This window comes from Prochlorococcus marinus str. MIT 9313, assembly GCF_000011485.1.
GTDB classification, from domain to species: domain Bacteria; phylum Cyanobacteriota; class Cyanobacteriia; order PCC-6307; family Cyanobiaceae; genus Prochlorococcus; species Prochlorococcus marinus_D.
Window position 1 is genome coordinate 655,326 of sequence record NC_005071.1, and the last position, 24,922, is coordinate 680,247.

Here is a 24,922-nt window from a genome sequence, read left to right on the forward strand (position 1 = left end):
AGGAGCTGCCACTTAGCGGTGCCTTTAGCGCAACCTCTTGAACTAACCAACATGCAATGCCGCTGTTGGATGTTGCGGCTACTGACTCGAGCAAAACAACTTGGCGATTTTGGAGAAGTTCCTGTGAGTGCCGTAGTGCTGGATGCCGATGGCCGCTGTATCGGACATGGCAGCAACCAAAGGCATCGAAGACGTGATCCATTAGGCCATGCAGAACTGATTGCACTCCGACAGGCTGCCTGGCTCAGAAGTGATTGGCGATTTAATGACTGCACCCTGATTGTCACTCTGGAACCCTGCCCGATGTGCGCAGGAGCACTAACACAAGCGCGCATGGGCCAGGTGATCTTTGCTGCACATGACCCCAAACGAGGCGGGCTTGGTAGCACAATCCATCTGGGGGAACACCCCAGTGCACATCATAAAATGCGTGTTCTTGGCGGTGTGATGGAAGTTGAAGCTAGGCAGCAGCTAGAAGCCTGGTTCAAGCAGCAACGGCAACGTTTTCACGAAAACGAGGTAACTCTGACTCGAACAGATTGAGCAACAGCTCAACGTTTTTAGGGGTGGAGTTGTATCCCATCAAGCCAATCCTCCAGATCTTGCCAGCCAAGCTTCCTAAGCCGCCGCCGATTTCAATGCCGTGCTCATTCAGCAAATGCAGACGGAAGGCATTGCCATCAACTCCATTAGGAATGCAAACAGTTGTGAGTGTGGGCAAACGCAAGGCTTCAGGTACATGCAACTCCAAACCAAGACTCTCGAGCCCTGCCCAGAGCACTTCGGCATTGCAGCGATGACGATCCCAAGCGTTTTCAAGGCCCTCATCCGCAAGTAATCGCAGCGCTTCACGCATCCCAAAGTTCATATTCACCGGCGCAGTGTGGTGATAAACCCTGTCGCTTCCCCAATACTGATTCAGCAGCGACACGTCTAGATACCAATTGGGCACCTTGCTACTACGGGCCACAAGCTTCTCTTCGGCGCGGGGTCCCATGGTGAAAGGGCCAAGACCAGGAGGGCAGCTGAGCCCCTTCTGGCTGCAGCTGTAAGACAGATCAACCTTCCATTGATCCAGAAAAACCGGTACAGCGCCTAAGGAGGTGACCGTATCAAGCAGTAAGAGGCAATCGTGCTTATGGCAAAGATCGCCGACCCCATCCATTGGCTGACAAACGCCAGTGGATGTTTCTGCATGCACTAGAGCCAGAATTGCTGGACGATGCTCGCTCAAAGCTGCTTCTAGCTCTGCAAGGGAAAAGGCTTCTCCCCAGGGTTTTTCAATCAACTGAACATTGGCTCGATAGCGAGCAGCCATATCGGCAAGGCGATTGCCGAAATAACCGTTTACAGCAACCAATACCGTGTCACCAGGTTCAACGGTATTGGCCAAGGTCGCCTCCATGGCGGCACTACCAGTACCGCTCATCGGCAGTGTGAAACGGTTGTCGGTCTGCCAGGTGTAGCGGAGCAACTCCTGAACCTCACCCATCAATTCCAGATAAAGGGGATCAAGATGGCCAATCGGAGAGCGCGCAAGTGCCTGAAGCACCTTGGGATCGGCATTTGAGGGTCCAGGCCCAAATAGCAAGCGGCTAGGCGTGGCAATCGGTTCGAGAACCGTCTTATGAGATTGGTCAACCTGGGGAAGGGTTTGCGTCGTCGCCAAGGCCCTTGGTTAGTTCAATTATCTAGAGCCTAAGCAGTCACCCTTCATCCCCGGGACTTTTTTGAGGGATTGCAACGGCAACCAAGCAGGTCAATCAATAGCGAGGGCAATTAAAAAATACTGATTATTTTTTTTGCGTCTTTTGGCAGCAGAAGGGAAGTAAGTAAAAAAACGCTAGCTCGTCTGGCAAAGTCCCTTTGAAGCCTGATTCCCATTGACTGAAAGCAGGCTTCAAAACCGTTCATGCAGATCGAGCGAAGGCTGAAAGAAAATGGTTGTAGCAACCAATCAACCCTGTGATGAGATCAGCCATTGAGGACGAATGGACGACTTGGACGAGTTGAGGGATATAGAAGACTAAACAATCAAAATCAGTGATCCAGCCATAAAGTTCACCCAGACTTAGATCAGCTCAAGCTGACAGAAACGGTTACGGAATCCACCCAGAAAGGAAACAAGGCTTCAGTAGAAGGTACCTGTTGCTACAAAAAGGGGGCCATGCGGCTGATTACGGTCGCTCTCTTATCGCCGGCTCGGCCTCATCTTCGCCATGGGCAAATCACCCCAAGACGTCCTCCGCCAGATCAAGGACGAGGGCATTGAACTGATTGACCTCAAGTTCACTGATCTGCACGGCAAGTGGCAGCATCTCACCGTTTGTTCGGATTTGATTGATGAGGAAGCCTTTGCGAATGGCTTGGCTTTCGATGGATCTTCCATCCGTGGATGGAAGGCCATTAACGAATCAGATATGGATATGGTGCCCGACGCCAGTACGGCCTGGATCGACCCCTTTTATCGCCACAAGACTCTTAGCTTGATCTGTTCCATTCGGGAACCTCGTAGTGGTGAGCCCTATGCCAGATGCCCCAGGGCGCTTGCCCAAAAAGCCCTCGGTTACTTAGCCGGCACCGGCCTGGCCGATACTGCTTTTTTCGGCCCTGAGCCAGAGTTTTTCATCTTTGACGACGTCCGCTACAACTCTGGCGAAGGTGGTTGCTTCTACAGCGTTGACACGATTGAGGCCCCTTGGAATAGCGGTCGCATTGAAGAAGGCGGCAACCTTGCCTACAAGATCCAACTGAAAGAGGGCTACTTTCCGGTTCCACCCAACGACACCGCCCAGGACATCCGTTCCGAAATGCTGCTGCTGATGGGGCAATTAGGAATCCCGATGGAGAAGCACCACCATGAAGTTGCAGGTGCTGGCCAACATGAATTGGGGATGAAGTTCGCTGAGCTGATTGAAGCTGCGGACAACGTGATGATTTACAAGTACATCGTCAGGAATGTTGCACGTAAATACGGCAAAACGGCAACATTTATGCCCAAGCCGGTGTTCAACGACAACGGCACCGGGATGCATGTTCACCAGAGCCTCTTTAAAGGAGGCCAACCCCTGTTCTTTGGAGAAGGCACCTACGCCAACTTGTCACAGACGGCTCGCTGGTATATCGGCGGCATCCTTAAGCATGCTCCCTCCTTCCTGGCTTTCACAAACCCCACAACCAATAGCTACAAGCGTTTGGTGCCAGGTTTTGAAGCTCCTGTAAACCTTGTTTATTCTCAGGGCAATAGGTCTGCAGCTGTTCGCATTCCGCTCACTGGCCCAAACCCGAAAGCTAAGCGTCTTGAATTCCGCCCAGGCGATGCCTTGGCCAATCCTTATCTAGCTTTCAGCGCAATGATGATGGCGGGCGTTGACGGCATTAAAAACCAAATTGACCCTGGCGATGGTTTCGATGAGGATCTATTTGAACTACCAGAAGAACGCCTTGCCAGCATCCCCACAGTGCCAGCTTCACTTAATGGTGCACTCGAAGCGTTAAATGCAGACAAGAACTACCTCATGGAAGGGGGAGTCTTCACTGAAGACTTCATTGACAACTGGATTGACATCAAATACGAAGAGGTGCAGCAATTGCGTCAACGGCCTCATCCCCATGAGTTCACCATGTATTACGACGCATGAGGTTGGGTGAAAAGATCACCATCTGTTTGAAAAAATAGGGAAAGTTATTCATTTAAACTAATTTTCAAGTCCCCGCACCTAAGCGGGGACTTTTTAATGACTTAGCCTTCAGGAAAATATGGCTTGTTGTATAGAAATTTCCTCCGAGGCGCTTTGACTATGGAAAGGAATTAGAATCTAATGGCTGTGAATGTTTATTCGTGGGATATGTATTAACAGTATATTGTGATACTTAATTGCTAGCATTAGTGTGTAAATAGCAAGCTATCTAAAATTAATATCAACTGCATCTTGCAGTAGAAGATTGGATTGAGTGCTCATTCCTTTAGCTCAAGCTAAACGGCTAAGTGGAATACCATGATCTCTTATGATTTGCAGCCATTAAGTAATGGCCAGGCTTCAGAATAAATGTCTTCGTAGTCAATGGCAGAAACTGCTAATAAATCATCCAATACTGCGTATGCGGTTGTTTATGTGAACAACTTTACGGCTTCAAGTAGATTTTGGCTTTGCTGAGCTTTTGAATTGCTACATTCAAACTTCAAATGTATCAAGCTGCCTAGTCTAAAAAGGTAGTTGTATGTCTATTCTGTGCCTGCTTACGCCTATTTCCTTGAAGCAATCCAACAAAAAGACTTTTTCGATTCAAGAGAGAAAGGGTCCGTTGTTGTTATTCACCTACCTGGCTCAGGGATGTGCAAGTGGGATGTGCAAGTGGTTAATTCTAGATGCAAAACCAAATACATCTATAAATCCAAAAAGCTCATGGACATAAAATCGTCCAGCATGAAGTTGCAGTCGTGATTGATTTGTTGCCAATCATCAATAAATGACAGCCTCATATCAAGCGAATATTGTTGGATGATTACGCCCAACGATCCATGATCTGTTTAACAACCACCTGCTCCATTCCTACCTGCAAAACCACCACAAGTGGCAAAGCCAACAACACCCCTGGTAGACCCAATAAGGCGCCCAAGCTCAGTTGAGCCATTAACGCCACGGTGGGAAGCAGGTTGACCGTACGCCGCAATAACAGCGGGGTGAGCAAAAACGCCTCAAGATTCTGCAAAATCAGCCGCAATAGCAGAACTTGCAGCATTAGTAGGGGTGAAACAAGCAGGGCCATGGCCAATGGCAGCAGTGAGGCGGCCGTTGGCCCAATGGTGGGGACGAAGGTCAGCAAGCCACAGACCAATGCACTCAATAGGGCCAGAGGAACCTTGAGCAGTGCAAGCCCTGCCCAAGTGAGCACAAACACGCTGCTGGCTGAGATCGTCATCCCAGCAAGCCAGCCACCAAGAGCCAAACGGCATTGATCAAGCAATTCAGCCATCTCCTGTCGCGCAGGCCGAGGCGTTGCAGCAATCACCATTTGGCGATGGGATACAGGGTCTAGCGCTAGCAAGACAGCCAGCAGGCTCATCAACAACAACTGAATCAGGCTGTTGGCGGCCCCGCCTGCCACGCCAAGCAATTGCGAGCCCAAGGGTTGGATCCGATCCCAGCTGAACTGTTCGGCAAAAGACTCTTCCAGATTCATCAGTCGCGGGTTGCTGACCAGCATCGATTTCAGCTTGCTCACCAGGGTGGGTACGAGGTTGCCCAACTCTTGAACCTGGGTGATCAACTCAGGCACCAGCAGCTGGAAAACCAAGGCACCGCCAAGCAGCAGCACCACCAGCACCACTGCTAGCGAAAGGGGACGAGGCCAGGAGAGGCGGTCCTGAAGTTTCTCAATTAGCACATCAAGTGCTACTGCTAATACCACTGCTCCAAAGAGCACTAACAACACCCAACGCAGCTGCCAGGTGAGCAAAGCCAGCACCACCAGAGTGAGTGCGACAAGAAGGGTGCGGGCATTCATGGCGCCAATCGCTTTTTCTTCCAGGGATCAAGCAAATCGTGGATGACCACCTCGCGAATCAACACTTGCAGCACGACAGCGAGTGGCAGCGCCAACAGCAGGCCAAGAGGACCAAACACCACTGTGAAGACAAACTGGGCTGTGAGAGTCAGCCCGGGCAACAATTTCACCTGGTGATGCATCACTGATGGAGTGATCACATAACTTTCCAGGTTCTGAATCACCACATAGAGCCCAAGCACAGCGACTGCTTTCCAGGGTGCATCAAGCAGCGCTACCGACATCGGAAAGATCGTGCTCAAGGTAGGCCCTACATTTGGGATCACGTTGAGCATCCCAGCAAGCAAGGCATTCGCCATCACCAGCTTGATCCCAAGTAGTGAAAGGCCGATTGCGGCAAGCAGGGCCACACAAAAGGAACTGATCAGTACACCCACCATCCAGCTGCTCAGCGCATCTCCGCATTGGCTCAGGATCGAGCGGGCTCGTCGCCTATAAAACGAAGGCAATAACGAGATGGCTACATCTCTGTATGCCGTCGGTTGCACCGCCACCATCAAGCTCATTGCCAACACAAACAGGAGTTGCACCAAGCCGCTGCCGAGGTTGCCTGCAAGGCCTAGAAGGCCTTGCAGGCCTTCCCTCACTCCTGAGGCCAAGCTTGCACCATCTGGCAATGCGTTTAACCCATTTGCAAACAGCTGTTCTTCCCAGCCACCCTTGTTGTTGTCAACTCCGTAGACCATTGCAGAGGTTTGGTTGATGGCGCCGATGGCCAGCTTCCAGAGTTCCTTCGCTGCTGAAGGAAGTTGTAAAAGCAATTGGTGGAATTGCTCTGTAAAAGGAGGAACCACAATTGCTGTGGCAGTGCCAACAACAAGGGCAAGAGCGACCAAGCAGATCAGTAAAGCCATGCTGCGAGGCATGGGTTTCCTTGTGCGCAGCTCACCCACCAGAGTGCAGAGAGCCATGGCAAGAACAATGCCTGCAAAGAGGTGGATCAGCACCTCTCTAAGGCTCCAAAACAGCACACTCGTGGCCATCAGTGCAGCCAGAGCGAGCCATTGGGAGAATTTCACCCGTGTTCAGGCAGCCAGCCTTTGCATTCTCCCCTTAGTTTTGGGAGTAGCCCAGACCGTTGCAAGCTGCATAGCGTTTAGCAAATCGCATGAAGCGTTCAAAATCCGCTTCTGATTTCCAGATGTAGGTGACTTCAAGTGCGCTTGGTTTGCCATTAACAAAACGTGCATTCACCTCACGTGTCACGAGTTCGCCTTCTTCGTCGATCATGAACATGCCGGTGATACCTGCCCATGTTTCCGGGGCCATGATCTCTGGCTGATCAAAGACAAAAAGAGCTCTGCCGGTACGGCCGTCACTACTGCGTGTCAGTTTGATGTCAGGAACGACAGGTTCATCAACACCACGTGTGAACTGAATTGCCGCAGTTTTGTTCGCGTTAGCCATTGATCTCTACGACAAGATATGGATCTTACGTTGAGTCCATAACCAGCTGTGGCTTTGGGCTTGATCTCACAAGCTCTCGTTCAATCAACATCTCAGCGGCTTTGGTTGTGTTCAGTCCGCAAAGATCCACGCTTTGTCTTTGAAGGGTCCTGCTTAGTTCGTAGTCATAGCAACGGTCGTAGTAATCCAACATGGCTCGACAGGCTTGGTCCCAGTCCCCAAGAGCGATTGCATCCAGGGCCTGTCGTGTGCGCTGTGGGCCTAAACGGCGGCTGATGCGTTGGGTCGCTTCCTGCAAAGACTCACGGCCATGCTGGCCATACACATCAACCAGTTGAGCAACCCGTTCATCAAGTGAACGGTTGATCTCCAGCACTGGTGCCATTTGCATCTGATGGAAAAGTGCTCGGGGGATTCTGCAGCGACCCACCTGTGAACTTTCCGCTTCCAGCCAGATTTCATCTGCAGAACTGTTTTGACAGCGCTGTAAACATTCGGCAAGGAGATTTTCGTAATGTTCAGTGCTTGGTTGTGGGGGTAAGCCCAACCCACCAAAGCTGCTGCCCCGATGGTTCGCCAAACCTTCAAGGTTGACGACAGCGACCCCTCGTTGTGCCATGGCAATGAGTAGATCAGTCTTGCCCGTGCCTGTTCGTCCACCGAGTAATCGCAAAGGCCAGGTTTGCTCAAATTGTTGCAGCACCCATCGCCGATAGCTCTTGTATCCACCCTCCAGAAGCAAAGGCTTGAGATCCACAAGACCCGCTAGCCAAGCAACACTCGCAGAGCGCATGCCTCCTCGCCAGCAGTAAATGCGTAGATCAGATGCAGAGGTGTCTTCTGATTCAGTGGTTGGATCTCTGCTGAGATTCACCAGGGCTTCAGCAAGACCTGACAGTTTTGGGCCTGTGAACTCAAGACCCAGCTTGATCGCTTGCTGACGACCTTTTTTTTTGTAAGTGATGCCGACCGCTGCCCGTTGCTCATCGCTGAAGAGAGCAAGGTTGATCGCACCTGGCCAATGTCCCTTATTGAATTCAGCTGGGCTGCGAACGTCAACAACAGGACCATTGGCCTGACGGAATCTTTCGATCGAGTAAGGAGTATGGGTACCCATTCCTGACATAGTGGGCCAGCGGCGAGCCAGAAGAGCCGGTTTCGATCCATGATCTCCGGTCCCCCCCCCTCCACCAACCAGAGCGTTGAAGAACTACTGGAACGATTCACCAGTGGTTCAAAGCGTCAACGGCTCAGCTTGGTGCCAACGATTGAAGAACGGGCAGAAGAGCTGGCTGCATTAGCTCAAGCAGCTCTTGCCTCTTTTGACCCAGACGGAGACGACTGGGCTGCAGGATGGATTCTGCAAGTTTTTCAGCGTCATCAGCCGCAGGTTTTACCCAGCCTGTTGAGCAGTGAGTCGAGTGGCTGGTTCTCGACCCCATCAGCAGTGGGGATCGACTATGAGCCTTTGCAACGTGACCTACTAGCCGAAAACTTTGAGGAGGCTGATCGCTTCACCAGTGCAACGCTGCGCAAGCTCGCAGGACCTGGAGCCGAGCAGCGCGGTTATGTGTACTTCAGTGAGGTGCATGCGATCAATGGCCTCGACCTGGTCACAATCGATCGTCTCTGGACTGCCTATTCACAAGGAAGGTTTGGGTTTACGACCCAAGCGCGCTTGCTGAACGCTCTCGATGGCAGGTATCACAGCCTTTGGGCTCGTATTGGATGGAAACAGGATGGAACATGGACACGTTATCCAGGCTCCTTTACCTGGTCTCTCTCTGCCCCTGAGGGGCATATGCCTTTAATTAATCAGTTACGGGGTGTGCGCTTAATGGATGCGGTGCTGCATCATCCATCACTTGCAGCCCGCCGTTAGAGCAGATTTCAGCTTGAGGCACCGGCCTAGAGCACGCGAACGGTTATGGTCAAAACAGGTCTGAATGGTCCTGATGCCTTCCTGGTCACGGGCAGCTTCTAGGCTTTTATTCAGCGTTAGCCCCCAGGGGGTGGCCCCGCTGTTTCGTTGGGCTGATTTCATTCTTCCTTCAACCTTGCAGCTCACTCCTTTGCTGGAGATCCTGCTTGAACCTGTTGCCTGTCAGGACACCAGCTATCGCCTACAGCTGGGATTGCAGGAGGCCTTGGTGAACGCAGTGCAACATGGTAATTGCGGAGATCCAGGCAAATCCCTGCGAGTTCGTCGAATCTTTACGCCTAACTGGATGATTTGGCAGATCCAGGATGAAGGGATCGGTGTACCACTCAAAGCTCGAGTTGGTTGCCTTCCAGCTCAACTCGAGGCCAATAGTGGACGTGGAATGTTTCTGATTTATCAGTGTTTTGATGATGTGCGCTGGAGCCAGCGCGGCAATCGCTTACAACTAGCCTGTCGACGTCCCAAAAGCAGTTGAGACTGCTGACAGCGTAAAAACTTGAATACTATTAATCATAAGAGCTAATGATTAGAAGCGAAGCGAGGTGCATTTTGAGGTGCATTTGCCTTTTAATTTAACAAGAAAGCGGATCAATTCATTGTTTCAATTGACAGTGAAAGTAGTGTCGACATGATTCTCGCTTTTTAATCAGTATTTCAGCGCTTGAACAGCTTCATTCATCGATAGACCACTGCTACTTGAAGCAGGCCTTGCTTTTGTTAGGCTTAATCGGCAAAAAGTAAAGCAATTATCTCTTCTATGATCATTTCCATAGAGTCGTATGAATGCAAAAAGAGCCTAAGCAAAATTTTTATCATTCAGCATGAAATATGGCCTTCATGATTCAATCTGTCAAAGTTCATCAAAATGTTCCCCTCCATAACATGAGCAAATTGATCAAAGCTTGTTTCATCTTGTTTTCTTCTTTTTAAAAGAGATAAAGGCATCATGCCTGCTGTTTTATCAAGGTGCTCACCTCTCGCTGATGCATTCGTTTTGTTGATGTTGAGATCTCACTGATCGGACCACCTTCGTGACTTGATCAGCATTGACGGTTTTGATTACACCAGTATCAATGCAAGCGACCTGAAATAGAGACGGGTCAGGACCTCTAGCTCCAGAGACAATATGAATCACTTCTCCCATCCACCAACTCTCAGGCGCATGCCGTTGATTGTCTTGAACAATCACCACATCTCCACAGGTAACTGCAAGGAAGATTGATTCCTCTGGCAAAAAGCCTGGTCCTACTTCTGCGGCCCTCGCTAGCGACGCCAACCTGCTCCATGCTGATGCATCTGTTCTAGCGATGGCTATCGCGCTTTGCCTGGTTGAGTGATTGCGGGTTGCTTCGATTGCCGCAGGCCCAGCCATCGGCCTGAATGGGAATTGCTGATGAAAGTTTGAGGGTGAAGCCGAACCATTGCTGCAAAGGCCATTCCTGTTGCAAGAACCGTCTTAATCCCTGCCGCAACCAGGAGCTTTCAGTTCGCGCCTTAGCCAACGCAGGCTTTGATCGGTAAGGGCCTCAACATCAGAGCGTTCTCCACCTTGAAGCAGCTGGACTAAGGCTCCAGCAAGAAGCTCTGCAGCTCTGCGGTCGGCATCTCCTTTTTGTTGATGCCAGTTGTGATCATTGAGGCTTAATTGAGCATGAAGATCCATGGCCTGGCGTTGCACCTCAATTGGCCACTCAGCTTGTTTGATTCCCATCTTTATCAGCGGTTCACTTGGTCTATTTTGCTTGTGATAGTAAAAGCCGTCTGAATGGTGACACGGCCACGTCAGGTTCAACTCCGTTGGCTGCATGGGCTGTCAAGGTTGGTGCTTTTGGGGCAGCGCCAGGACAGACTGAAACGATCTTCCAAGATGCTGGCAGCAAGACGGAGCAAACAGAGGAGTCAGCTCGCGCGTCAGATACTGGAAATACCTTCAGAGCAATGGTTGCGGCCTAAGTGGTCTGGCGAGTGGATTTGGCGGGCCTTGCGTTGGGGTGGACCTGGAGTTGCCCTTGGCTGGTGGCTCAGCCAGAGCGGGTAATTGCGTTTAAATTCAGATCAAACGGCTGTTAGTAGATCCTGCTCGACTACTACAAGTGACTTAGAGATATCTGGAATGGCATGCTCCAGAGGAGGCAGTGGCATCTCGCTAGGGTTTGACGTCTGTTGACCGCGCATCCAAGCATTACGAAGAGATTGCCGTCGTTGATCTTCTGCAAGGACCAGTCGGTCTGCAGCGGCTGATGGGCTTTCACCGTGAAGTAATGCCGTTCGCAGGCAAATTCCAAACCCTTGAGCCTCGACTTGCACTTTGCCTTCCATTAAGACAATTTGGAAGGTCCAGCCCTGTAACCATCGCAGTTGAAAGGGATTACTCACGTTGTCCCTTCAGGAAAAAATACACCGGATTTTGCATCTAACAAGAGCACCCTATTTGTGAGACTCGATTGAACTACCGAGTGTCAGGAAACCCGCTTAAGCGTTGTTTTGGAGCGGTTTGAAAGCAGTCCAAACTCGTGTCATGAAGTGAGACTCGGCAGCAATGCCCTCAAAACCGCTTGCTTGGAAACGTGCCTCAATGTTGTCGGAGATGTAATCGCGGTAGTACGGCTCATGAAATATCCGCCGGAAGTTCTCCATGGCAGGGATGAACTTGGGCGAGTCTTCCATTTGTACAGAATCTGCTAGGACCAAAACTCCGCCTGGTTCGAGCACGCGCCAGCATTCGTCAAGAACATTTTGCCGGGCCGAGCTCGGTAATTCGTGAAACAGGAAAACGCACGTGATGCCTTGCACACTTTGATCAGCAAACGGCAGCTGTTCAGCATTACCGCGCACCAGTTGCGCGAGTTCTCCATTGCGGCTGTTGAGCGAGCGGCTGGCCTGACGTAAATAAGCTGCTGATAGATCCAACCCCAGCAGTTCAACTTTGGGTAGGGCGCTGCGAATCTGTTGCAGGGTTCGACCGGTTCCGGTTGCGACATCCAACACCCGAAGACTGGCGGAGCTGCGGCTTTGGAAGCGTTTCAGCCCGCGCTTGAGAGGCGCTAAAACCCTGCGCCGCATGGAGTCTGCAGTGCCATTAAAGAGAATCTCTACCTGCAGGTCATAAAGTTCTGCAGAGTGGTCGCTTAGATAGCCATCGGTTTGGTGATGAAAGTTTTGCAGGTAGTAATCGGGATAGATCTCTGAATCGACATCGTTTGGCAGATCATGAATATTGCGTGCCTTGCGCCGCTGCCATGTCGAGGGAAGATCTAACCAGACCAAGGGGTAACGGCTCGCCCATTCCAACCACGGAGCTTCAAAGAGCTGCGTTTTTGGATAAATGCCTTGTTCAGCTTCATGCCAGTCAAGTTGCTCGAGAGCTGACATTGAGCTGCGCAGCTCCATCAGCAATTCTCGCGGAATCGGTTCAATGCTTGGCATCGCATCAGGTGCCAGCAATTCCATCAGCTTGGTGCTCAATTCCTTGTGGGCCAGGCCCGCAAGAGTCTTGCTCTGCTGCAGGGTTTGATAAGCGAACTTGGTGAGGCTTGGCTGCGCCATGAACCTGATTTGGGTGTGCTCTATGTCAGCGGATCAGCCTTGCAATTGCTGAGATCTCAGATTATAAGCCTTGCCTATTCAATTAAGGATCTATGACAATGCATATGAAATGCTTCGCGAAGCTTTCGCTTGTGATTGCTTTAAGCCTAATTTCTTGTTGATTAATCCAACAGATCAGGATCCAGTTACGAAGAATGACTAATGGCTAAAGGCCTAATCGTAAGGATGTTTCGTATTAATCATTGGAAGCATCTATTGATTTTTTTTGCTAATCAATTGGCCTTTGTGATTGATGCTATTAGAAAGAAGATTGGCGATCTAAACGCATCTTAAAGGCACAGGTCTTGATATTAAAGAATAATGCAAGTCAAAGGCTATATCAATAATGTCTGTGATGCATTGCAGTGAATAGCTTTGTAAGCTTATATAGAGCATTCGGTTGATATTAGAAGGAATGAAGTGATGAGCCAAATCGCGAAAGGTTCTTTGGCTAGATCAGTTTAAATTGCTACTCGTCCACAATTTTATAGCCAGGGACGCTCATCTGCAGTTTGATTATTGAGCACTCCATCAGCCTGCTGAAGGTCTTTACTTTCTAAAGCCTGAGCTTGTTTTTTGAGGTTGTCCACTGTGATAGAGAATCCAGCTTCTTTGGCAAGCACCACAAACCAATGAGTGTCAACACGTTGTGCTTCAAGCTTCTGCTGAAGCACCGGATCTGATGCAACTTTGGAAAGCAACGCTTTAAGATCCTCCTCTGGCATGCTGATCAATGAATGAAGAAGAAATGATTTTACTATAAATGGGAAATACTCTCGAAGAGAATCATATAAGTTGTTCATGTTTACAGAGAATTTTGCTATTGATATCTTGCTTGGCTGGCCGATGTGCTTAGAAATAGTGCAAACCTGCTTTGCTTAGCTTCCTGCGAAGCTCTTTCATTGAGCTTCTGTGGAGTTCATACCTTTTTCAATGTTGAAGACTGTCCTGAAATAGGTCTCCTTGAATGAAAGAACACCATTGGGGCTGATTTCCTATTCTGGTGGTTGTATGAGAAACGTTTGCAGTTAGGCGCTTGTGGATCTTGTGGCTAACCATTCTCGCGCATTGAGAAATTGGCTGAGGTGATGCATCCGACCAATCTTCAGCTTTGAAGGTGGCATATGGAGACGAAACAGGCGCCATGAATTAAAAGCGGTACACATGTACTAGCGTGCCAGTGTCGCCTTGTCAACTCCAGTCATCACTTTGCTTTCAAGCCAGATCTGAATGGCTACACAAGCCCGTCAGTGCAGACGCCCCCCTTGCTGATTTCATGAGAGAGGCCATCTCTTGCAGAGGGGCATCCCACGGGCCCCATGGATCAAGCTGGCAAGTCAGATCGGCAGTTGACTGGCTAATACCTTTGGGGATCAAAACCTACTTGAGCTGCTAAGCCGAAATAGAAATCATCGAAGGGAACCTTTTAGCTGCCTTGCGCAACGATGAATGCAGCGGCATAGGCTGAAAATGCCATTGCTATCTATGCCTTCTTCCTGCTCAACTTAATAATCTCAACCCGAACTAATCACCGTGACTTCAGATAACATTAGTTTCTCTTCATTGAGGATCGGTAAAGTGCACTCTGCAGCGATAACGAGTGTTGCCAAGCCCGGCTTCGATTGTGGTGCACTTCTCCCCACTGATCGTTGCATCTGCATGTATTTGCAGCCAGTTTCGCTCGATGGCGTTGTTCCGACTCCAATTGATTCAGCGGTAATACTGCCGGCCCAACTCAATTGGACAACGAGCATAATGATTGAAAAACAGTTGCCAACAGTGGAGCCTTCATAGTGAGATGAAAGGTTGCAAAATCAGTCTTTTGATTGAGGACATTATTCCTTTTCTTGACTCGCCAACACGAATTCTAAGTAGTATCAATAACCTCGCGAAGAGATCATCCAAGCCTTAATCTTTGCATCACTCAATTGGCCCTTTAATGTTGCCGCCGGCATCTGAACGCCGCCGCGAGACCCCATATCGGCGCCAAAGCGAAGGACTGCAAAACAGCACAATCACAGCAAGGCAGTGATGGCGAACAGCAAAAATCAACTGTGTAAAGGTGAAATGCTCCCAGAGCAAGAGAAACTCTGTTCGTAAATCCCAGAGAGACAGACCCAAAAGAAGAACGGGCAACCAACGATCGCCAGATAAGCCACGGGAGCGGGCCCTTTCAGCCATCTGAAATCACATCTCCTCCCTCAATCGGAGGCTGGGAGGAAGACAACGGCGGTTGTGGAGCAGCAGCAGGGGCTGATAAAGGCCCTGCCGGAGGACCACTGCCTTGCCAGAGGCTCAACAATGAAGGGGCTAGAGCAATACTCGACCAGCTACCAACCACCACTCCAAGAGCAAGTGCAACCGCAAACCAGTAGAGCGTTGCACCGCCAAAGAGGATCAGAGCGAGCAGAGGCAGCAGGGTCGTACCGCTGGTGTAGAGGGTCCTTGTGAGGGTCGCGGATACGGCACGATCAACCTGTTCCGTCAGTGGCAGTGAGTTGTCTTCACGACTGCGCTCACGAATCCGGTCAAAGACCACCACAGTGTCATTGACCGAGTAGCCGGCAATGGTGAGCAGCGCTACCGCGAAGAGGCTATCCACCTCAAGCGTTATCAACAGGCCCAGCCAAGCGAATATCCCACAAACAATGATCACGTCATGGGCAAGGGCCACAAGGGCCAGAAGGGCATATCGACGGTCGTAACGGAGGCTGATGTAGATAGCGATTCCCGTGAACGCCACCAAAAGAGAAATCAAGCTGCTGCGCAGCAATTGGCCTCCCAGACTTGGGCCAATGGTGTCGACCGATTGACCACCACTCTGAAACGGACCCGCTACAGGATCCATTGCCTTGATGACAGCTTGCCCCTGAGCAGCAGAGAGGAAGGGCAACCTCAAGACTAGAGACTGACCCCCATCAAGAAGCTGAACCCTGGCTCGTGAGAGGTTTGGAGCAACCTTGTCTTTGTCAGCGGGTAACTCAAGAGCCCCCAAAAGCTCTTCAACACTTGTGGTTTTCAGCGACTGACAGCTCTTGCTACAGCTCCGCTCCAGCTGGATTTGAGTTCCACCAGTGAAGTCAAGTCCTGGACGAAGGGGAGCACCAATCGAAGGGTTCAGCCAACAGAGGATCAATCCCACCAAACTCAAAACCACAAACAGGCCTGAGATTCCCCAAACTCGTCGTCGTTGACGACAAAGTTCAAATCTCAGTGGGCGTTGACGAGTTCCTGAAGATGATGAAACAGCCATGGATCAGGCGAGAGAAGAAGGCAACTGTTTGGCAGGCAAAAAGTTGGTAGGTCGCCTCAAAGCCTGATAGCCCATCAAAAAACGCAGCAGAGTGCGAGTGCAGCTCAATGCCGTAAACAAACTGAGCACAACACCGATGCCGAGGGTGGCGGCAAAACCTTTAACCAAACCCGTACCCAGAAAAAAGAGCGCTGCGCAACTAATCAGAGTGGTGAGATGGCCGTCAACGATCGACGACAAAGCCTGGGAAAATCCAGTCTCGATCGAGCGAATCAAGGTGTTTCCACGCCGCAATTCATCTTTGACACGCTCAAAGATCAGCACATTGGCATCCACTGCCATGCCAATACTGAGGATGAAACCCGCAATCCCAGGCAGGGTAAGGATGACAGGAATCAGAGCATACATAGCGAGATTGAACAGGGCATAAAGACTCAATGCCAACACCGCCACCAAGCCCGCAAGGCGATAAGCAACCACCATGAAAACAGCCACCAAGGCGAGACCAGAGAGCGCTGCGATCAAGCTGCGGCGAATGTTTTCAGCACCAAGGGTGGGACCAATGGTTCGAACCTCGAGAATTTCTACTGGTAATGGCAACGAACCACCTCGTAACTGAACTTCCAGGTCGCGGGCATCTTCAGCATTGAAATTACCGCTGATCGTGGCCGCACCACCAGTAATGCCAGCGGCTCTGAACTGTTCCCCGACGCTGGCTTCACTGATCGACCTTCCATCAAGAACGATGCCAAGTAGACGACCTGTGCCAGCAATTGATTGTGTTAGCTCGGCGAATTGATCTCCGCCTTCTCGGTTGAAGCTAAGTGTCACCTCCCAGCTGTCAGGAACGTTCTGCTGTTGCTGACGCCCAGCTGTGACCAGATCCTTCCCGGTTAATGACGTGGGCTCGAAGAGTTCAGCGATCTTGATGCTGACTTTCTCATTCAACTGTTCCAGCTGCTCGACCTCACTGCCAACACTGCCTTGCAAACCAAAGGCCTGCTGCGCTTCAACAAGTTGCTGTTTGTCGAGTTCATCATCAGAGGGAGACTCTCCGGATATCGCACGCTCCTGCTTGGACTTGAGAATGCTCTCTACCTGTCGTTTTAGGCGCTGAAGGCCGCGAACCTCCTGTTCTGTGCCAGGTTTTTGAGCTCGAAACTCAAGTAAGGCCGTCTCGCCAAGCACCTTGGCAGCCCTGGTGGGATCCTGTTCTCCTGGAAGCTGCAACACCAGTTGATTGTCACCAATGGTCTGCAGGGTGGATTCGGCAACACCCAAGCCATTGACGCGACGATCCAAAACAGCTTTGACCGCCTCTAGCTGCTCCGATTTCACGCGAGTGATCTCACCAGCGGGCTGCACTTCAAGAGTGAGCTGACTGCCACCACGAAGATCAAGGCCCAACTCAAGCGGAAAGCTTGCAGTGACAGAACCTGCCGCAATGGCAAGAGCAAGAATGAGCGCAAACCAGCCTTGTTGACGTGCCATCAATCAAAGCCCCTTAAGAACAATCTGCTTAGCCGCTTCAACAATCTGATGAGGCTGAATGATCGTGAAATTCTCCAATTTGCCGTTATATGGAGTGGGAATGTCCTGACTGGAGAGGCGAATTGGGCGAGCATCGAGTTCGTCAAAACACTGCTCAGTAATCAGCGCAATCAACTCAGCACCAATCCCACCAGTTTTCATACACTCTTCAACCACAATCACCCGATGGGTTTTACGGATGGAGCGAACAATGGTCTCCATATCGAAGGGCTTGAGACTAATCAAATCGATCAATTCCACATCGATGCCGTCTGCCTCCAACTGTTCAACAGCCTTGAGACAGTGATGACGCATACGGGAATAGGTGAGGATCGTGACGTCTTTACCCTCACGAACCAGATCTGCTTGATCTAGGGCACAGACATAATCACCGTCTGGGAGCTCCTCAATCAGGTTGTAGAGCAGCACATGCTCGAAAAAGAGAACTGGATTGTTGTCTCGGATCGCGGCTTTCATCAAGCCCTTGGCATTGGTTGGCGTGCTGCAAGCAACGATTTTGATCCCAGGCACAGCGTGAAAATAGGCCTCAAGTCGCTGACTATGTTCAGCACCGAGTTGGCGCCCCACACCACCAGGCCCACGCACCACGGTGGGAATTGTGAAATTTCCGCCACTGGTGTAACGAAGCATTCCCATGTTGTTGGAGATCTGGTTGAAAGCAAGCAGCAGAAAACCCATGTTCATGCCCTCCACAATCGGGCGTAGGCCAGTCATGGCGGCGCCAACGGCCATACCCGTAAAACTGTTCTCGGCAATCGGTGTATCCAACACCCGCAACTCGCCATATTTCTCGTAGAGATCTTTGGTGACCTTGTAGGAGCCGCCGTATTGGCCGACGTCCTCTCCCATCACACAAACATGCGAATCTCTGGCCATCTCTTCATCGATGGCATCTCGAAGAGCATTAAAGAGAAGCGTCCCTGACACGTTTTCGTTGCAATCCCGGCCATGCCGGTGGAAGAGGCCAAGCTATCTCAGCCTGAGCAGCATTAGCCTCCTGCGGCAAATGCTGAAAGCAGCAAAACGGACAGCAACAGACCAGGAGAGAGCAACAGCACCAACTGACCAAGATCGTGAGGCGTCATCTGTAGAAGTCCTGAATCGGCAATCAGGCTGTCAACCCACAAAAGCTAGGCAGCATCTGGCTCCTTGCCAGCAAACAAACTGCGAATAAACACAAGGGTTAGTCCAAAACCAATGAAGGCAAAGCTGAATGTGGCTAGAAAACACATGCCGATGATCAGGGTTTTAAACCCCGAAGCAATGCTTTGGGCAATCGCAGAGCTGTAATTAGGCGAATGAAGAGCGAAATAAGTCACTGTCTTCTGGCTCAAAATCAGGCAAAGCCAGGCAAAAAGTCCACTGGTGATCGCCCCAGAAAGAAAACTGAGCGGGCCCTTACGTGGTGTCGCAGGCGTCTCTGCCAAGGTGTTGGATGACTCTGCATCTGCCTTCTCGAAAGAGCTGTTTTTGGAATCGCTCATGCTTCCAGTTTGATGCCTTCACAGCGGAACGCGCAGCACCAACTGCTTAAACCAGCTGCGGCGAAGGCAGGCTGTTGGAGCTGAAGTGCAGCCTGAGCTGAAGCAACGTCAGCAAAAAGGGCAAAACAGCTTGGACCAGATCCACTCATCGATACTGCAAGAGAACCAGGCAAATCAGTGAGCAACTTCAATGTGGTTTGCACAGCCGAAACTTCGGGTGCAACAACCTCCTGAAGGTCGTTGCGCAGAGGTGGCGGATCATCAGCCCGTAAAGGATTCAGCCAAGAAGATTCTCTGAGCTGCTGACGACGTTGCTCAAAATCAGATTCCTTTGAAAGATAACGACTACTGAAAAGTTCCTTACAGCGTCCATAAGCCCAGGGGGTTGAAACGCTCACTGATGGATCCTTCACCAACACCACGGCCATTGATGCTTTCATCGCTTGTAGCGATTCCAACCTTTCCCCACGGCCGAAACACAATTGGCTTCCACCTGCCAGGCAAAAGGGCATGTCGGAGCCAAGCTCAGCCGCAAAACCTTCAAGTTGACCCTGAGAAAAATTGAGATTCCAGAGACCGTTTAACCCCACCAGTGTTGCTGCACCATCACTTGAGCCGCCCGCAAGACCAGCTCCAATTGGGATGCGTTTTTGCAATTCAATCGCGGCACCAAGGTCAGAGAACCCTGAGCGCTCGCGTAATAAATGCGCAGCTCGCACGATCAAATTGTCGCCAGCAGTGCTGAGGCTGGAATCATCGCAGCGAAGGCTGATGCTGCCATCAGCCGTATTGCGGAAATGAAGTTGATCAGCGAGTTCGATGCTCTGCATCACCATCGCTAGCTCATGAAAACCATCAGACCTCAGGCCAAGCACCTCAAGATGGAGATTGATCTTGGCTGGCGCCGAGACGCTAACCAGATGCTCTGAAGCAGCTGAAGGGTTAGATATGCTCATGGCTCAGGGTCTACTAGATCCGCCCGATTCAAACCCCTCGCCAATTCCACCCAAGTGGCAGGGGACAGTTCTTGGGGGCGTTGCTGAAGGCTGATGCCAAGATCATCAGCAAGAGCATTCAGTTCAGCAGCAGGAAGAACCTTGGCAAGAGTGTTGCGCAGCATCTTGCGCCTGGCCAAAAAAGCCTGACGCAGCAAAGACTCAACACGTTTGGCGAGCAGTGGCTCAAGGCGCTGTTCAGGAGCAAGAGGTTCAATCAAGATGACCTCAGAATGAACTTTCGGCGGCGGTTTAAAAGAGCGCGGCGGCACTGGGCAAACAGTTGTGCAACGAGCGAGCAACTGCAGGCGCACGCTTAGAGCACTAAAACAGCTCTGCCCGGGCAAGGCACGAATCCGTTGAGCGACTTCCTTTTGCAAAAGAAGCACAAGGCGTTGATAGGGATGATCAACAGGTCGATCCAAGCGACCGAGAAGACGCTCAAGCAGAGGACCGGTGATGTTATAGGGAATATTGGCCACCACTTTGGTCGCAGCACGGCCATCAGCAAGAGTCAATGGAACAGACAACACATCACCTTCTTGCAAGCTGAAGCGGGCTTGATCCGCAAAACGCTGCTTCAACCCAGAGACCAGATCGCGATCAAGTTCAACAGCATGAACAGCAGAGGCAGAAGAGGCCAGCAACCTTTCAGTGAGTGCTCCACGACCAGGACCTACCTCCAGCAGACGATCATCTGGTTGAACATCAGCTGCATCGAGAATCTGAGTCAACACAGCGGCATCGATTAGCCAGTGTTGAGCAAAGCGCTTGCGAGCGTGATGTCCGGAAAAGGCCATCCCTCAACTTTGCACCAATCTGTATAGAGGGCGACGCAATTGATTGAAGATCAAAAAAAGCTGCAGACAAAACTCGGAGTCAAACTCGCTGTTCCAATCAAAAGCGGCGATAGATCCCTGATTGTTCCAAGTCTGCGCACTGCATGGATTCTTGATTGGCATCAAAACAACTCAGCTCAAACAATTGGCTTCATCTATAGACCGACAACACCCTTTCCTGCTCATCCCACCAAGACAATCAAAATGGAGTGCTTTTGGAATTCGGGCTCGATTACACCACTAACAACATTGGCTCCACATGATTCAAGGTCTATGCACGGGGTGGCGTTGAAATCTGGGATTCATCCAACCGAAACATCGATTGGAGAGCTTCTGCTGGTTTTACCGTCCAATTCTGATTCAAGCTAAAAAAATCAACACAACCCTGTTGATCCATTGAGTTGCTTTTATTAGCAGCATCAATGTCAAGGTCGTCAATTTGAATCCAATCGAGTGTGTTTCGATATTGACGGTCAAATCTAATAACGACTTCAAGGAAATCTGTATTTTTATTGGTTTTTTGCAATCTATGCAGGCACAATGAAAAAGAGAGATTATTAAAGTTCTATCATCATCAACCCGATACACAGAGTGTAAAAATCATGAAACTTTGCTTGTCCCTTTTGATTCGATCTCAGCCGAACATAATCATATGTATTCACTGATATAAAATCAAACAATTCCATAAGCCAGCATTGCATCAGCAACTTTCGTAAATCCTGCAATATTGGCTCCTGTAATGTAATCAGTGTAGTCTTCGTATTTATGACTATGCTGAACACATTTGGAGTGAATTTCCAACATAATTGACTTTAAGCGTTGATCGACCTCTTCACGACTCCAAGATAGACGCAATGCATTCTGACTCTGCTCAAGGCCAGAGACTGCGACACCCCCAGCATTTGCAGCCTTGGCAGGAGCAAGTATTACTTTTGCATGACGAAATTCATGAATGCCGTCAAGATTGGTTGGCATGTTCGCACCTTCAACAACTGCTTTGACACCATTGTTGATCAGTTCCTGTGAATCTGCACGGTTAATCTCATTTTGAGTAGCACAAGGGAAGGCAATATCACAGGGAACATTCCATGGACGCTTTCCTGCGTAAAAATCTACGCCTTTGTAGTGATTAGCAAATTCATGGATTCGCCCACGGCGAACAGTCTTTAGCTCTTTGATAAACGCAAGCATCTCGAGATTAATGCCGTTTGGGACGTGTACAAAACCATCTGAGTCAGAAAGAGTAACAACTTTGGCTCCTAGTTCAATGGCCTTTTCAACTGCGTAGAGGGCTACGTTTCCAGAACCGGAGATGGAACATATTTTGTCAACGAGAGAGTCCTCTATATGATTGAGCATATTTTCACAGAAATAAGCACATCCGTAACCCGTCGCTTCAGTACGAACAAGACTTCCACCGAATGACAGCCCCTTGCCAGTCAAGATTCCACTAAACCGATTTTCAAGGCGCTTGTACTGACCGAACATATAACTAATTTCACGAGAACCGACTCCGATATCACCTGCAGGTACATCTGTGTCTTCACCAATATGTCTATGAAGTTCAATCATCAGAGATTGACAAAATCGCATTATCTCCCGGTCACTTTTACCTTTAGGATTAAAGTTAGATCCACCCTTCCCTCCACCCATCGGCAGACCAGTAAGACTGTTTTTAAAGGTCTGTTCAAAACCTAAAAATTTCAGGACACTCAAGGTGACATTGGGATGGAAACGTATTCCACCTTTATAAGGGCCAATGGAATTATTAAACTGTACACGCCATGCTCGATTTGTGCGGATATTGCCTGAATCATCTTCCCAGCAGACTCTGAAGATAACGACGCGGTCAGGTTCCGTCATCCGCTCCAGAATCTGTGCATCTTTGTAAACACGGTTGGAAAGAATAAAAGGTATTAGAGTTTCAACAACTTCATGGACGGCTTGATGAAACTCAGGCTCTCCAGGATTTCTCTTCATCAGACCTTTCATGAAATGATCTATCTCATGGCTAGTAGCATCAGACATCAGCTGTCCTTTCTCAAGAAGTCATTTAGTATGATTTCATGGCAAGCGCCTAAAGTGACTTTAATACAGAATATTATCCAGATCAGCTTAAAAGTATGACCAATGCATTCTCAGGAATCATGAAAAACTTGGCAATAAACAGACAACAGCCTGATCCAGTTTTATGATGCATTTTATCCGCATAGCAAACAGTTGAGGAATTTAAGGAACTGTCAGCAATCTGTCTTCAAGAGATGAAGAATACAGTTGCTTTAATCAGCAGCATCAATGTCAAGGTCGTCAATTCGAATCCAATCGAGTGTGTTTTGACTCGGCGGTAAGGGCACCAAAGCCATCACCAACTCCAAGCTGTGTTCAGCGAAGTAAGGATGAGTTGCCAGCCAACATCCAATCGCACGCATCAATCGCAGCTGCTTTCCTTTGTTAAAGGCACACAATCCCCAATGATCTAATCCACGAGAACGACGAGACTTCACTTCCACAACCAGCACCCGTTGCTGCTTCTCAACTACAAGATCTAACTCGCCATAGCGACATGACCAACGTTGGCTCACCAACTGCCATCCGCGTTTTTGTAGGAGGCGTAACACCCGCTCTTCGCCCCAACACCCCATCCCGGTTGAATCCATCATTTGCTGCTGCATTCACATGAGAATTCCACCCATGCATCGATGCTGTACCAATACACAAAGCAGCACGTATGAATTCAACGCGAAAAGTTCAAGAGAATGATGCCCCAATTATTGCTTATTAAAGTGATCGGTAGATTCATTGCTTTAAAGCTAAACTCAATATGACAGGCAAGACCAGTGATTTTTCATTGCTGACAAGGTTTATATTGTGCTGCATTTAAAATCTATTCAATACACTTTATGATTCGCCGGGTGATTGCCTTGTTTGATAGAATTGCATCTTTGAGACTATTTGAAAAAAATATTTTTCAGTGAATTGATTGAACGATATGTTTTTGAAGAGTTATCTCCACTTGGGGATTTCTAAATTGAAGAGATTGAGGGATTTTGCTGGCAACAGTGCAGAGTAAAGTCCTAATGCAACGCAGCATGAATGAACCTCAATGCTAAATTTGTAAATAAGATAAGTTGAATAATGGTATTCTTATGCTTGTTGTTATTACAGCTTTGGCTAATAAGGAAATGGTTTGCAGATGACCCTATTGATCATGCTCAAGTGATTGAGCTAAGAAGCCTTAAGCACATGAACTGGGATGCTTCTTATGGCAGTAGAATGATAAAATAGATAGAGAGAAATTCGATGGGACAGACAAATCAAATCCAGGGATCTCGATTTCGATATGTACTTCTCATCTTAATTGCTCTAATCTGGGGATCTCAGTTCTTACTTAATGATCTTGCTCTAGAAGTCTTTACTCCTCAAGCAGTTTCATGGCTTAGAGCGACGATTGGCTTCTTAACACTGAGTGGATTCTTGTTGATCTTGCCTGAAGCTCATGATAATCCGGTTTCAAAGATAAGTTATTGGCGTCAAATCATTATGATTGGCTTCTTTGAAGCAACTCTTCCTTTCTTCCTTGTTGCCTGGGGTCAGCAACATGTCAACAGTGCTATTGCCGCGATCCTGATGTCACTCGTAGCAATCTTTACTCTTATTTTAGTTGTTCTTTTTGTTCGCAGTGAGCCAGTTACGAGAGGAAAGTTTATTGGTATTGCCCTTGGTTTTGCAGGTGTTGTTGTGTTGTTATGGCCTCAGGTTAGCCAGTCTCAACAAGGCAACAGCCTACTTGGAAGTGCAGCAATTTTAACCGCTGCGCTGAGCTTTTCCATTAGTCTTGTATTGATTAGAACCCTGCCAGAGATGGGTACTCCGATAAAAATAGCAAGAGATATACTTCTTTGTGGTGCCATCGAGTTAGGAGCTTTACTGCTTTTGCTTGGCCAACCTTTAACACATCACCCTATAGAGAGTAATGTGGTACTAGCAATGGTTGCTCAGGGTGCTTTTGCTGGAGGTCTGGTTTATGTGTTGTATGTTCGTCTTGTTGGTCTTGCTGGAGCTACATTTGCCGGCTTCGTTAACTATCTAGTTCCTTTAGTAGGAGTTTTTCTAGGTGTTGTTTTCCTGCAGAATAAGCTTTCAGCAAGTGCCTATGCTTCTCTGTTGATTCTAGCGCTTGCAGTCTTTGCGAGTGAGTGGAAGCCAACTCGTAAATTAGTAGGTAGGCAATAATCTCAATAGTAAATCCTTAAACAGTCTTTTATTTTCTTGTATTGGCTATAGGATTTATTTTATTC

At 49.3% G+C, this 24,922-nt stretch carries 26 protein-coding genes; 6 read left to right on the plus strand and 20 right to left on the minus strand.

All coding sequences use genetic code 11. The annotated features are described in order from the left end of the window. Positions 1 to 51: 51 nt before the first annotated feature. On the plus strand, positions 52 to 543 hold the full coding sequence (locus AKG35_RS03140; RefSeq protein WP_011129978.1) for a nucleoside deaminase: 492 nt from the start codon (positions 52 to 54) through the stop codon (positions 541 to 543). Here AKG35_RS03140 and AKG35_RS03145 read toward each other — a convergent pair. Further along, on the minus strand, positions 485 to 1,669 hold the full coding sequence (locus AKG35_RS03145; protein ID WP_011129979.1) for a pyridoxal-phosphate-dependent aminotransferase family protein: 1,185 nt from the start codon (positions 1,667 to 1,669) through the stop codon (positions 485 to 487). The genes AKG35_RS03140 and AKG35_RS03145 overlap by 59 nt on opposite strands. A 550-nt stretch (positions 1,670 to 2,219) precedes the next feature. On the opposite strand from AKG35_RS03145, the gene glnA reads away from it, so the two are divergent. After that, on the plus strand, positions 2,220 to 3,641 hold the full coding sequence (glnA, locus tag AKG35_RS03150) for a type I glutamate--ammonia ligase (protein WP_011129980.1): 1,422 nt from the start codon (positions 2,220 to 2,222) through the stop codon (positions 3,639 to 3,641). An 865-nt stretch (positions 3,642 to 4,506) separates the two neighbouring features. On the opposite strand, the gene AKG35_RS03160 is transcribed toward glnA, so the two are convergent. From AKG35_RS03160 to mnmH, 4 genes are read right to left on the minus strand one after another with little or no spacing between them, the layout of a single operon-like run. After that, positions 4,507 to 5,508, minus strand: a complete 1,002-nt coding sequence (locus tag AKG35_RS03160) for an AI-2E family transporter (protein WP_011129981.1) — start codon at positions 5,506 to 5,508, stop codon at positions 4,507 to 4,509. Then, positions 5,505 to 6,587, minus strand: a complete 1,083-nt coding sequence (locus AKG35_RS03165) for an AI-2E family transporter (protein ID WP_041384315.1) — start codon at positions 6,585 to 6,587, stop codon at positions 5,505 to 5,507. Before AKG35_RS03165 ends, AKG35_RS03160 begins: the two co-directional genes overlap by 4 nt. 34 nt (positions 6,588 to 6,621) lie before the next feature. Further along, entirely contained in the window at positions 6,622 to 6,975 is a 354-nt protein-coding gene (gene psb28, locus AKG35_RS03170) for a photosystem II reaction center protein Psb28 (protein WP_011129983.1), read from the minus strand. Positions 6,976 to 7,000: 25 nt separating this feature from the next. Beyond that, a complete protein-coding gene (mnmH, locus tag AKG35_RS03175) occupies positions 7,001 to 8,101 on the minus strand; it encodes a tRNA 2-selenouridine(34) synthase MnmH (protein WP_011129984.1) in 1,101 nt (366 codons plus the stop codon). 39 nt (positions 8,102 to 8,140) lie between these two features. On the opposite strand from mnmH, the gene AKG35_RS03180 reads away from it, so the two are divergent. Both AKG35_RS03180 and AKG35_RS03185 read left to right on the plus strand, forming a co-directional pair. Then, positions 8,141 to 8,857 (plus strand): GUN4 domain-containing protein, encoded by a 717-nt coding sequence (locus AKG35_RS03180; RefSeq protein ID WP_011129985.1) that lies wholly within the window; start codon positions 8,141 to 8,143, stop codon positions 8,855 to 8,857. 64 nt (positions 8,858 to 8,921) lie between these two features. After that, positions 8,922 to 9,392, plus strand: coding sequence for an ATP-binding protein (locus AKG35_RS03185; RefSeq protein WP_011129986.1), 471 nt, complete (start codon positions 8,922 to 8,924; stop codon positions 9,390 to 9,392). A 495-nt stretch (positions 9,393 to 9,887) separates the two neighbouring features. Here the strand turns inward: AKG35_RS03185 and AKG35_RS03190 are convergent, their stop codons facing one another. Together AKG35_RS03190 and AKG35_RS03195 are read right to left on the minus strand one after the other, a co-directional pair. Continuing rightward, complete coding sequence (locus AKG35_RS03190; protein ID WP_236069645.1) at positions 9,888 to 10,289, minus strand: DUF3104 domain-containing protein; 402 nt, start codon at positions 10,287 to 10,289, stop codon at positions 9,888 to 9,890. An 84-nt stretch (positions 10,290 to 10,373) separates the two neighbouring features. Next, positions 10,374 to 10,628, minus strand: a complete 255-nt coding sequence (locus AKG35_RS03195) for a DUF6439 family protein (RefSeq protein ID WP_011129988.1) — start codon at positions 10,626 to 10,628, stop codon at positions 10,374 to 10,376. A 54-nt stretch (positions 10,629 to 10,682) separates the two neighbouring features. Here AKG35_RS03195 and AKG35_RS03200 point away from each other — a divergent pair, with 54 nt between their 5' ends. Beyond that, positions 10,683 to 10,955: a hypothetical protein gene (locus AKG35_RS03200; RefSeq protein ID WP_011129989.1), complete on the plus strand. Its 273-nt coding sequence runs from the start codon at positions 10,683 to 10,685 to the stop codon at positions 10,953 to 10,955. A gap of 17 nt (positions 10,956 to 10,972) precedes the next feature. Here AKG35_RS03200 and AKG35_RS03205 read toward each other — a convergent pair whose 3' ends face one another. The 13 genes from AKG35_RS03205 to AKG35_RS03275 all read right to left on the minus strand — a co-directional run bounded on the left by AKG35_RS03205 (position 10,973) and on the right by AKG35_RS03275 (position 23,284). Then, positions 10,973 to 11,293, minus strand: coding sequence for a hypothetical protein (locus AKG35_RS03205; RefSeq protein ID WP_011129990.1), 321 nt, complete (start codon positions 11,291 to 11,293; stop codon positions 10,973 to 10,975). A 96-nt stretch (positions 11,294 to 11,389) separates the two neighbouring features. Continuing rightward, positions 11,390 to 12,463, minus strand: coding sequence for a class I SAM-dependent methyltransferase (locus AKG35_RS03210; protein WP_011129991.1), 1,074 nt, complete (start codon positions 12,461 to 12,463; stop codon positions 11,390 to 11,392). Between the two features lie 524 nt (positions 12,464 to 12,987). Continuing rightward, positions 12,988 to 13,227 (minus strand): Nif11-like leader peptide family natural product precursor, encoded by a 240-nt coding sequence (locus tag AKG35_RS03215; protein ID WP_041384951.1) that lies wholly within the window; start codon positions 13,225 to 13,227, stop codon positions 12,988 to 12,990. Between the two features lie 1,195 nt (positions 13,228 to 14,422). Then, the gene (locus AKG35_RS03225) at positions 14,423 to 14,683 is read right to left on the minus strand and encodes a hypothetical protein (protein WP_011129994.1); all 261 of its coding nucleotides are present in this window, start codon (positions 14,681 to 14,683) and stop codon (positions 14,423 to 14,425) included. Continuing rightward, positions 14,676 to 15,755: a protein translocase subunit SecF gene (gene secF / locus AKG35_RS03230; RefSeq protein WP_011129995.1), complete on the minus strand. Its 1,080-nt coding sequence runs from the start codon at positions 15,753 to 15,755 to the stop codon at positions 14,676 to 14,678. The genes AKG35_RS03225 and secF overlap by 8 nt, the downstream gene beginning before the upstream one ends. Before the next feature lie 3 nt (positions 15,756 to 15,758). Next, positions 15,759 to 17,246 carry a protein translocase subunit SecD gene (gene secD / locus AKG35_RS03235; protein WP_011129996.1) on the minus strand — a complete coding sequence of 496 codons (1,488 nt, stop codon included), beginning with the start codon at positions 17,244 to 17,246 and terminating at the stop codon, positions 15,759 to 15,761. A gap of 3 nt (positions 17,247 to 17,249) precedes the next feature. Beyond that, positions 17,250 to 18,233: a pyruvate dehydrogenase complex E1 component subunit beta gene (locus AKG35_RS03240; protein WP_011129997.1), complete on the minus strand. Its 984-nt coding sequence runs from the start codon at positions 18,231 to 18,233 to the stop codon at positions 17,250 to 17,252. A gap of 203 nt (positions 18,234 to 18,436) precedes the next feature. Further along, positions 18,437 to 18,790, minus strand: coding sequence for a DUF3082 domain-containing protein (locus AKG35_RS03245; protein ID WP_011129998.1), 354 nt, complete (start codon positions 18,788 to 18,790; stop codon positions 18,437 to 18,439). Beyond that, the gene (gene ispE / locus AKG35_RS03250) at positions 18,787 to 19,746 is read right to left on the minus strand and encodes a 4-(cytidine 5'-diphospho)-2-C-methyl-D-erythritol kinase (protein WP_011129999.1); all 960 of its coding nucleotides are present in this window, start codon (positions 19,744 to 19,746) and stop codon (positions 18,787 to 18,789) included. Before ispE ends, AKG35_RS03245 begins: the two co-directional genes overlap by 4 nt. Beyond that, positions 19,743 to 20,585, minus strand: coding sequence for a 16S rRNA (adenine(1518)-N(6)/adenine(1519)-N(6))-dimethyltransferase RsmA (gene rsmA / locus AKG35_RS03255; protein ID WP_011130000.1), 843 nt, complete (start codon positions 20,583 to 20,585; stop codon positions 19,743 to 19,745). Before rsmA ends, ispE begins: the two co-directional genes overlap by 4 nt. 310 nt (positions 20,586 to 20,895) lie before the next feature. Continuing rightward, positions 20,896 to 21,150: a hypothetical protein gene (locus AKG35_RS03265; protein WP_157859799.1), complete on the minus strand. Its 255-nt coding sequence runs from the start codon at positions 21,148 to 21,150 to the stop codon at positions 20,896 to 20,898. 146 nt (positions 21,151 to 21,296) lie between these two features. Then, positions 21,297 to 22,652: an NADP-specific glutamate dehydrogenase gene (gdhA, locus tag AKG35_RS03270; protein ID WP_011130002.1), complete on the minus strand. Its 1,356-nt coding sequence runs from the start codon at positions 22,650 to 22,652 to the stop codon at positions 21,297 to 21,299. A 251-nt stretch (positions 22,653 to 22,903) separates the two neighbouring features. Further along, positions 22,904 to 23,284, minus strand: a complete 381-nt coding sequence (locus AKG35_RS03275; RefSeq protein WP_011130003.1) for a YraN family protein — start codon at positions 23,282 to 23,284, stop codon at positions 22,904 to 22,906. A 640-nt stretch (positions 23,285 to 23,924) separates the two neighbouring features. Here AKG35_RS03275 and AKG35_RS03280 point away from each other — a divergent pair. Next, on the plus strand, positions 23,925 to 24,857 hold the full coding sequence (locus AKG35_RS03280) for a DMT family transporter (protein ID WP_011130004.1): 933 nt from the start codon (positions 23,925 to 23,927) through the stop codon (positions 24,855 to 24,857). The last annotated feature ends 65 nt before the right edge of the window (positions 24,858 to 24,922 follow it).

What these genes read in the sequence shown, in the direction of transcription:
- AKG35_RS03245 (WP_011129998.1), bottom strand. Translation starts at nt 18,790, where the DNA reads ATGAGCGATTCCAAAAACAGCTCTTTCGAGAAGGCAGATGCAGAGTCA.
- AKG35_RS03185 (WP_011129986.1), top strand. Translation starts at nt 8,922, where the DNA reads ATGGTCCTGATGCCTTCCTGGTCACGGGCAGCTTCTAGGCTTTTATTC.
- AKG35_RS03280 (WP_011130004.1), top strand. Translation starts at nt 23,925, where the DNA reads ATGGGACAGACAAATCAAATCCAGGGATCTCGATTTCGATATGTACTT.
- glnA (WP_011129980.1), top strand. Translation starts at nt 2,220, where the DNA reads ATGGGCAAATCACCCCAAGACGTCCTCCGCCAGATCAAGGACGAGGGC.
- rsmA (WP_011130000.1), bottom strand. Translation starts at nt 20,585, where the DNA reads ATGGCCTTTTCCGGACATCACGCTCGCAAGCGCTTTGCTCAACACTGG.
- AKG35_RS03215 (WP_041384951.1), bottom strand. Translation starts at nt 13,227, where the DNA reads ATGCCAGAGGAGGATCTTAAAGCGTTGCTTTCCAAAGTTGCATCAGAT.
- AKG35_RS03160 (WP_011129981.1), bottom strand. Translation starts at nt 5,508, where the DNA reads ATGAATGCCCGCACCCTTCTTGTCGCACTCACTCTGGTGGTGCTGGCT.
- ispE (WP_011129999.1), bottom strand. Translation starts at nt 19,746, where the DNA reads ATGAGCATATCTAACCCTTCAGCTGCTTCAGAGCATCTGGTTAGCGTC.
- secD (WP_011129996.1), bottom strand. Translation starts at nt 17,246, where the DNA reads ATGGCACGTCAACAAGGCTGGTTTGCGCTCATTCTTGCTCTTGCCATT.
- secF (WP_011129995.1), bottom strand. Translation starts at nt 15,755, where the DNA reads ATGGCTGTTTCATCATCTTCAGGAACTCGTCAACGCCCACTGAGATTT.
- gdhA (WP_011130002.1), bottom strand. Translation starts at nt 22,652, where the DNA reads ATGTCTGATGCTACTAGCCATGAGATAGATCATTTCATGAAAGGTCTG.
- AKG35_RS03180 (WP_011129985.1), top strand. Translation starts at nt 8,141, where the DNA reads ATGATCTCCGGTCCCCCCCCCTCCACCAACCAGAGCGTTGAAGAACTA.
- AKG35_RS03200 (WP_011129989.1), top strand. Translation starts at nt 10,683, where the DNA reads ATGGTGACACGGCCACGTCAGGTTCAACTCCGTTGGCTGCATGGGCTG.
- AKG35_RS03195 (WP_011129988.1), bottom strand. Translation starts at nt 10,628, where the DNA reads ATGGGAATCAAACAAGCTGAGTGGCCAATTGAGGTGCAACGCCAGGCC.
- psb28 (WP_011129983.1), bottom strand. Translation starts at nt 6,975, where the DNA reads ATGGCTAACGCGAACAAAACTGCGGCAATTCAGTTCACACGTGGTGTT.
- mnmH (WP_011129984.1), bottom strand. Translation starts at nt 8,101, where the DNA reads ATGTCAGGAATGGGTACCCATACTCCTTACTCGATCGAAAGATTCCGT.
- AKG35_RS03275 (WP_011130003.1), bottom strand. Translation starts at nt 23,284, where the DNA reads ATGATGGATTCAACCGGGATGGGGTGTTGGGGCGAAGAGCGGGTGTTA.
- AKG35_RS03225 (WP_011129994.1), bottom strand. Translation starts at nt 14,683, where the DNA reads ATGGCTGAAAGGGCCCGCTCCCGTGGCTTATCTGGCGATCGTTGGTTG.
- AKG35_RS03190 (WP_236069645.1), bottom strand. Translation starts at nt 10,289, where the DNA reads ATGGCTGGGCCTGCGGCAATCGAAGCAACCCGCAATCACTCAACCAGG.
- AKG35_RS03140 (WP_011129978.1), top strand. Translation starts at nt 52, where the DNA reads ATGCAATGCCGCTGTTGGATGTTGCGGCTACTGACTCGAGCAAAACAA.
- AKG35_RS03210 (WP_011129991.1), bottom strand. Translation starts at nt 12,463, where the DNA reads ATGGCGCAGCCAAGCCTCACCAAGTTCGCTTATCAAACCCTGCAGCAG.